The 7,198-nt window shown below is 57.6% G+C and carries 6 protein-coding genes and 2 pseudogenes; 4 read left to right on the top strand and 4 right to left on the bottom strand.

The features are described from left to right. The 3 genes and pseudogenes from nifH to F758_RS0114395 all read left to right on the top strand — a co-directional run. Positions 1-261, top strand: a pseudogene (gene nifH, locus F758_RS43960) (nitrogenase reductase); the annotation flags it as partial. 704 nt (positions 262-965) lie between these two features. Beyond that, positions 966-2,153 carry a GFA family protein gene (locus tag F758_RS47785; protein ID WP_024508510.1) on the top strand — a complete coding sequence of 396 codons (1,188 nt, stop codon included), beginning with the start codon at positions 966-968 and terminating at the stop codon, positions 2,151-2,153. 10 nt (positions 2,154-2,163) lie between these two features. Further along, on the top strand, positions 2,164-2,847 hold the full coding sequence (locus F758_RS0114395; RefSeq protein ID WP_245286495.1) for a 2OG-Fe(II) oxygenase: 684 nt from the start codon (positions 2,164-2,166) through the stop codon (positions 2,845-2,847). 715 nt (positions 2,848-3,562) lie between these two features. On the opposite strand, the gene F758_RS49570 is transcribed toward F758_RS0114395, so the two are convergent. The 4 genes and pseudogenes from F758_RS49570 to F758_RS0114370 form a co-directional block, all read right to left on the bottom strand. Next, the gene (locus F758_RS49570; RefSeq protein ID WP_157450011.1) at positions 3,563-4,120 is read right to left on the bottom strand and encodes a hypothetical protein; all 558 of its coding nucleotides are present in this window, start codon (positions 4,118-4,120) and stop codon (positions 3,563-3,565) included. A 272-nt stretch (positions 4,121-4,392) separates the two neighbouring features. After that, positions 4,393-5,037 (bottom strand): hypothetical protein, encoded by a 645-nt coding sequence (locus tag F758_RS47100; protein ID WP_063614907.1) that lies wholly within the window; start codon positions 5,035-5,037, stop codon positions 4,393-4,395. Between the two features lie 399 nt (positions 5,038-5,436). Next, a pseudogene (locus F758_RS47775) lies at positions 5,437-5,786 on the bottom strand (transposase); the annotation flags it as partial. Between the two features lie 117 nt (positions 5,787-5,903). After that, the gene (locus tag F758_RS0114370) at positions 5,904-6,110 is read right to left on the bottom strand and encodes a hypothetical protein (protein ID WP_157450010.1); all 207 of its coding nucleotides are present in this window, start codon (positions 6,108-6,110) and stop codon (positions 5,904-5,906) included. Between the two features lie 498 nt (positions 6,111-6,608). Here F758_RS0114370 and F758_RS46500 point away from each other — a divergent pair, with 498 nt between their 5' ends. Beyond that, positions 6,609-6,971, top strand: a complete 363-nt coding sequence (locus F758_RS46500; protein ID WP_024508506.1) for an MATE family efflux transporter — start codon at positions 6,609-6,611, stop codon at positions 6,969-6,971. The last annotated feature ends 227 nt before the right edge of the window (positions 6,972-7,198 follow it).

The raw sequence follows: 7,198 nt of genomic DNA, 5'->3' as shown, positions 1-7,198 counted from the left end.
TTGATCTATTTTGTGCCGCGCGACAACGTTGTGCAGCATGCGGAGCTGCGTCGGATGACCGTACTGGAATACGCGCCGGATTCCAAGCAGGCCGACCACTATCGCAATCTNGCGACCAAGGTCCACAACAATGGCGGCAAGGGCGTCATCCCNACCCCCATCTCCATGGACGAGCTCGAAGACATGCTGATGGAGCACGGCATCATGAAGCCGGTTGACGAGACCATCATCGGCAAGACGGCCGCCGAACTCGCTGCCTGATCGCACGAACGCGCGGAGGATGGCCTGCCAATGCCACAGACAGGCCGTTTCCCCCCGCAGCGTTGACGCATAATGACGCGGTGGACCTCAGAAAGGCAGGTTCAGAGCACAACAGCTCCGCTAGAGACTCCAGAGCGGGTGAGGTGAGGGGTATGTCCTGACTGGCCCTCGCCCATACCTGCCGGTGCAATTCCAGTGCGGACCTGCCTGCCTCCACACTTTTCTTATCCTTGCCGTCGGCTCTCAGCGGTGCTCGGAGTCGATGTCAAACCGACGGCTTTAAAGGGACCTAAGTCCGCTGTTAACGGGGGCTGCCATTCATTCCGGCGACAGAAATGGGCTTTGAGCGCGAAGAGAAAGAGAACGTTGCCGAGTCTCGTTCCGACTATCGTAAACGTCTCGGCGGCCGCATTTGCGCTGCGACCACGTCATGATGACGGCTTCAGATCAATTCGTTCAGTTATCCAGTGCTGAGCGGACGCATCCCTGCTGACCCGATCGAGGACGTCATCGATGTCGTTAGCACCAAACTCTTGGCGCTAAGACGAGGCGAACTATGCAGATGGATCTGTATCGGTCGACCCACGAGCCCCATTTAGGAGCGCGGTCGATGACATCAGCAGAAGATAGAGCGCCCCCCAAGATAGCTCGTTTCATATTAATCCGCAGACAGCACTGGATTGCTCTGCGGAGCCGGAGTTCGAATGCCACTGCCCGATGCTTCTGTCGTTAAACGATATCAGCCGTCCCGAAAAACAGTTGCCCAGGAGTTGGCTGTCCATGCGCGCGCTCTGTTTGGGCCCCATCCGTTCGCCGCTGAGATGTCCAAGGATCAGCTTGCTCTTCTCTTGCCCGAATACCTCGCGATGTCACAAGCGTTCCCGCACCTGCAAGCGGGATCGCAAAAGGATCTCGTATTCGATGCAATATCTCGTAATCGAGACCTTCCCAGGCACGTCGAGCTAACCAGCGCGGTGGCAAATTTCATATGCTGGGACGAGACGGGCGGGCACAGTCTGGTTCTGCAGGGCGGGAACGCCGCGCTGTCCCGTATTTTAGACACGGAGCACTCTCACTCAAAGCTGTTGAGAAACGACGCCTCGCGGCTACTTGGCCGAGACATTCATCCCAACTATGGCACCACGACGCGCCGTTACCTGAGGATCCTATACGAGGGGCTGTCGGCGAAAGATCCTTTGGTGCGTTGCGCCTACATGGTTGCGTTTGAGCTGCATGCGGACGAAATGATCCAGCAACTGTGGGCGACCCTGGTGAAGGCCTTCGATGTTCCGGCTGACGATCTTGAGTACTTTCGTGTCCATGTCGGTGGCCAGGATCCGGCCGAGAAATATCATGGAGAGATGACGAGCGGGTTGATCAGCAAACTGGTCCCTGCCGACAGCGTGGCGAGGTTCTTGGATGAGTTCGGCCGCGCGTACCTGGTAAATCGGGAGTGGTGTCAAACTCTGGTCCGACTTGGTTCGCTCGATGCAGGTGGTCGGGAGGAGCTTGAACACAATGGTCGCTGTCACTGCGGCTCCGTCAGGTTTTACGTCCGGGCGCCGGCCGAAATTCACGCAGTAAGGTGCAATTGTTCGATCTGCCGAATGTCGGGATTCCTGCACTTGCTCGTTCCCGAGGACAAACTCAGAATCGAATGCGGCGAACACTTATTGACAACTTATCAGTTCAACAAAAACATCGCTCGTCACACGTTTTGTCGGGTGTGCGGCGTAAAACCGTTTTATCGACCCCGCTCAAATCCATCGGGATTTAGCGTGAACGTTCACTGCCTGGATAGAAGGACAATCGAAGCCGTAAAAATAGATGACTTCGACGGTGAGAATTGGGAGCAGGCGATCGCCGCAACCGGAGCGGATTGGCCCGCCTGAAGTCGAATGAATGCGAAAGGCGCTCAAGATGAGTCATGAACATGATGTGGTTTCGAAAGACGCACTTTTAGGATACCAGGCAGAATTGAGGGATACGGGCACGGTCGTGATTCCCCCCGGGACGCTCTTTACCCAAGACGAGTTGGCCAGGATCGATCAGCTGCAACGCGACATTCCTGAAGAAGAGGTCCGAAAGGGGGATGCCAATGATTCCCACAGCGTCTTCGTGAAACGAATTCGAGCAAATTATCCCGGCTGCCATCCCAGTGACGTGAATGGGGTAGCGTCAGCCCAGATCATCGAGCTCCTTGAAGGGGCAGCCAGGCCCGCGGCGCTTAAGAAGATCTTTGGAGCGTCTTCGCAGTACGTCATTCGACGATGTCAAATGCATCGAATGGTTCCGGGCTCCTTCATTGGTCTTCATTTAGATGCTGCGAGCGACCCTGACTTCGCGTATTCCGTGATCGTTCAACTTGCGAGAGATTTCGAAGGCGGAGAGTTCGTCGTGTATCCGCGGCCGCGTGAAACGCAGGTGTTTCGGCCGAGCTTTGGCAGCGTCGTTATCACCAGCTGTAAGTACGCTCACGAGGTAAGGCCGGTCCGGCGCGGAGAGCGCCGAACACTCGTCTACTTTCATTCAGCGCACGCTGGCACAAACCGCAGAAGCATTGAAAAACCCAACGTTGACGCTTGAGCCAGTTGCCGGAACGGATCACATCACCAGATGATGAGCCGGATTGCATCCGTTCTTTTGGTTTGGGGGTAGGGCGCGCAAGTCGGTCGGCGGGCAAGCGGTTGAGGGGCAATCTACGCCGTTGGCTAGCTCGCGTGAGCGCGCCTCCAGAAATCTCTGGCCAGTCGGCGGCGAGTGCTCCAGCGTTGGAACGCGTATTGTTCAGAGTGCGACAAGCCCGACCTGCACATGATTCATGGTGGCGAGACGGACGCCGCCTTTGGTTCTCCAGGATCGACGAGCTCCTTCGAAGGACCGGAGACTGGACGGAGGATGGATTCGTCATCCAGATGATCCACCACTTGCCGAACGTCCCCTTCTGAGAGCTCCTCCCTGCATCGAATGCGGCGTGCGCCTGGACGAAAGCGGACGGGGCGGGTTGATCATTGATAACGCAGGGACAATGATCTTATCTTTTGGCAGAAGCTTCTTGGCGCAGTCCAGCAAAGTATCCTCATCGAGCCCGGCAATTGATTGGCCAGAGTGCTTCAGCGCCTCACCAATTTGCGAAGTCGACGATCATAAATTTCGATGGTGGTCGCACTCGGCGGTGGCCCTCGCTTGAGGGCAGCGCCAGATGCCGCTTGGATGAGGTGATCGTCTTCCTTAGTGACATCATAAAGGTCCCTGTGGGGGATATATGGGGCCAACCTGTCGCGCGTCTCCCAAGTGCTGCTCAAATTCCGCTTGCTGCTGTCCCGGCGGTTGCACGGCGGCGTTGTCGGTAGCATGATGCCGACCAAGTCGTGGCGGGCGAGCACCGAAGGAGTGGCCGGGCCGCACCGATCGTCCGCCAAATAAAAGGCTGCGATGATCCAAAGAGGGTTAAGCCAAGGACGTTGAAGCAAATCGTGGCCACCGCTTGTGCCTCTGCCGCGATGATCGTGACCACGTGGCGGGCCTGGATCGGGGTGATCATCGCACGATCAAACGCAGTGATCGGTACGCCTTCCGGGAAGCTTCCCATAAGTGGACGGCCGCAAGGGGTATTCGGTGGCCAATCGTTCTCATCGTGCCGTTCGTTCCCGAAATAGTATAGAATCCGCACGCACGCCGGCATGCGTTTCAAGACGCTTTTGTCGGCCTCCATATCTGGCCGTGACACTGCTAGTCGGCGCAAATCCATACATCCTACAAACCAGAACGCATTAATTTCGTTCATACGATCGACGCTCTTGCAAGAGAGCGGCCATTCGATGAGATGTTCGTTATTGTCGCGCACCCGGTTGGCCAAGACACCGACATCAATTTTCCGTCGGCATCATGTTGTGCATCAAAGCGGCGCAAGCTACTGTATAAACAGGATCAGACTGTCATCAACTTTGGCCGTAAATGTGAGGGCCCCTTGTCGATTAAGAGCCGTTCTGACGAGGTTGCCGAGACTTTTCGTCTCTTGAGAGCGTTTCGCGCGCTCCGAAATCCTGCCGTCCGTCAGTGCATCATCCAGATGATTGAGGCCGTGTCAGCAAGAGACGTTGCGCAGCGCGTGCCCCGCCCACCGACCGATCAGAGAAAGTCCTGACCTGGCGCGCCGGATAGGTCCGCAAACTCCTGATTGTCAGACGACGCGTGCCCGTTGGTTGAGCCGGCATGAGGCCTCATCTCGCCACCGGCCTGCGCGATGGATTCGGCGCAACCCATGTCGGGCTTAGACCATGCCGAGTGCCAAGGCCTCCCAAGGAGCGCATAGGGAAGTCCTGCGGAGCGAGCTTTAAGACTTGAGATTTCGCGATGTTCACTGTCGATCATCGAATTCTGACGCTGGTGGCTGTTGTTAGCAGCGCAAAACCTGACGCGACGTACGATTTCAAGCCCGGTTGAGCACTGCGCTGTAAGCACGTCTAGGCTCAGGACTGACTGATTGAGATAGGAGGCGACGGCGGCAGCGATGCAGACCGCCGAGAAGAACGTGTGAGCACATCGGCCGTAGCGGGGGGGGGCGATGCATCGCCCAATTCTTGAGTTTGGCGAATAGGTCTTCGATCTTGCGACGGAACGATAGAGGCCTTCGTAGGCGAGCGGCGACTTCCGGTTTCTGGTCGGCGGGATGGAGGCTTTTATGCCTTTGGCCTTCAGAGCGGCACCGAACCATTTGGAGTTGTAGCCGCGGTCTGCGATCAGCGCCGAGGCGGACGGCAGGAGTTCGAGCATCAGGCGAGCATTTCTGTGACGGGTGAATTTGTCTCGGAGGATCAAAAACGAGGCATCGGCGGCATGGCGGCAAATTGGCTTGGCCGCACCGAGCGGTCAAGTCCCGAAGCGGCGCAGCGGCGCGTCGCAGGCGCGGGACTTGACCGCTCGGTGCGGACCAAGCGATCATCAACGCTGCCGTGATGCAGTTTGTCGTCGCGTTGTTCCTGGAAAACGCACGCCGAACTGGATGGCAAACTGGCTTATCGCGGGCGGTCCATTCGACGGCGCGCCGCCAGCGCAGGCCGCCATTCTTGATCGCGAGATAAAGCAGCTTCAGCGCCGCATCATCGTTGGGGAAGCTGCCGCGCGTTTTGATGATCTTGCGCAAGGCTGCGGTGCAGCCTCTCCACCGCCTTGGCTGATCAGGTCGGGCGCGACCTCCGTACTATACAGTTCGGCCAGGTGGCCCTGGATCTCCCGAACCGTCATGCCGCGGGCTTAGAGGCTCAGAATCTTGTCGTCGAAGCCGGTAAAATGCGTCTGCCATTTGGCGATCAGCTGCGGCTCGAAGCTGCCGGCGCGCTCGCGCGGCACCGCGATCTCGATCTCGCCATCATCGGTGGGGATCGTCTTCGAGCTCACCCCGTTGCGGCTGTTGCCCGTGCCGCAACCGGCCGGGTCGCCCTTCTCATAGCCCAGAGCGAGGTCAGCTCGGCGCCAAGCGCGCGTTCGATCAAGGGCTTCTTCAGCTGTTTGAATAGCCCGTTCTCTCTGGTCAGGTCCTCGGGCTTCTCCTAATTGGCAAGCAGCTGCTCAAGCCGTTCTGAGCTTATCGTCGAATCGGTCATGTGAATCTCCTTAAAGGTAAACTCACAGAAACCTACTTACACATCGTTCCTGACACCCTCCTTGGTGACGGCCGCCTTCATCGGCTTTTCGCAGTTCAAACTGGGAAACCGCAGGCGGCAGTCAAGCATGGGGGCAAGCTCCACTTCTTTTCCGCCCCGACCCGGCATGAACGAAGCCAAGCCGCTTAAGGTCCAGAGCTGCGTCAAAGCCTCGATGGCGCGAACCGGATTCTCTCGATCCACATAATCTTCCACCGGCGCCGAAAAAGGCCTACCTGATCCCGGCTCACACCCATCTTGAACTGGCGATTCGTCATACCGAATCGTACACCCGCCCGCATAAAGGGCTAGGAGCGTTGCCCAGTCTCATCGCGCTATCCAGCCACCATCGATCGGCAGTTACCTGACATGACCGCGTTCGCTTGAAGACGATCTATGTTCGGGGCCTGACGCTAAAACACAACACCTCCCGCCCGGCCGGCGCAAAGCGCATGACTTATCGCTTTGCCAAAGCTGGCACGTCTGTTGCTGAGAGTTGGTGGGGTTCAGCTCACACGGGGTGCTTCACTGCCGCAGAGCAATTGCGTTGGATGCGGAGATAACAAGCCTCTGATCTAAGGACCGCAGAAGGGGATGAATGGCGGGAGCGTATGCCTAGGAAAAGTCGATCCGGCAAAAATCAGTTTGTACAACGCCAACCGATCGAGGCGATCACAGCGATTGATCGCTCCGATCGGTATCATGTTTACGCTCGCTCTGCTCCCAAACCTGCGAGGGGTCTTCGTAGCGGTCGGGGCAACTCCAACCATCATACCCGTGAGGCTCGTGTACGCGGCGACGCTTTTGTTCGGGTACACCCTGATGCTTGTAAGCATCGTCAACGGCTTCGTCGTCAGAGCCGAGGGCAACACACGATTCAGCATGTGGACGATGAGTATCGTCATCATGCTGAACGCTTTGCGCGATCCCGTATTCATAATCTTACTGGACCTCGGCGTACAGGGCGCAGCCCTCGCAGCGCTAGTATCCCAGATCGCTGCTATGAATCCCTACATCGCATATTTTGCGAAGCGTCGCGGGATAGTCCTCGCCAGGCTATCTTAGATCGCGTTGCGAGCAGATCGCATCAGACAGATGGCGTTCATAGGGGCACCGGTGACCATGACCAGATGCTCTTGTACCGAGCTGCTGCGCCTTTCGACGACTAGTCCATCGCGGCGGTCGGAGTGCTGACTTGGCGCGCTGCCAATCACCGGTTTCTGTACAGAAGGTGTCCTGGGGTTCGGTTGGGGCGCACGCGGCTTTGCTCGCGTATTGAAGGCCGCGAAGTT

The organism is Bradyrhizobium sp. ARR65 (assembly GCF_000472385.1).
Classification (GTDB): Bacteria; Pseudomonadota; Alphaproteobacteria; order Rhizobiales; family Xanthobacteraceae; genus Bradyrhizobium.
The sequence above is the reverse complement of the archived record's forward strand: the minus strand, read 5'-3'. Positions and strand labels throughout refer to the sequence as shown.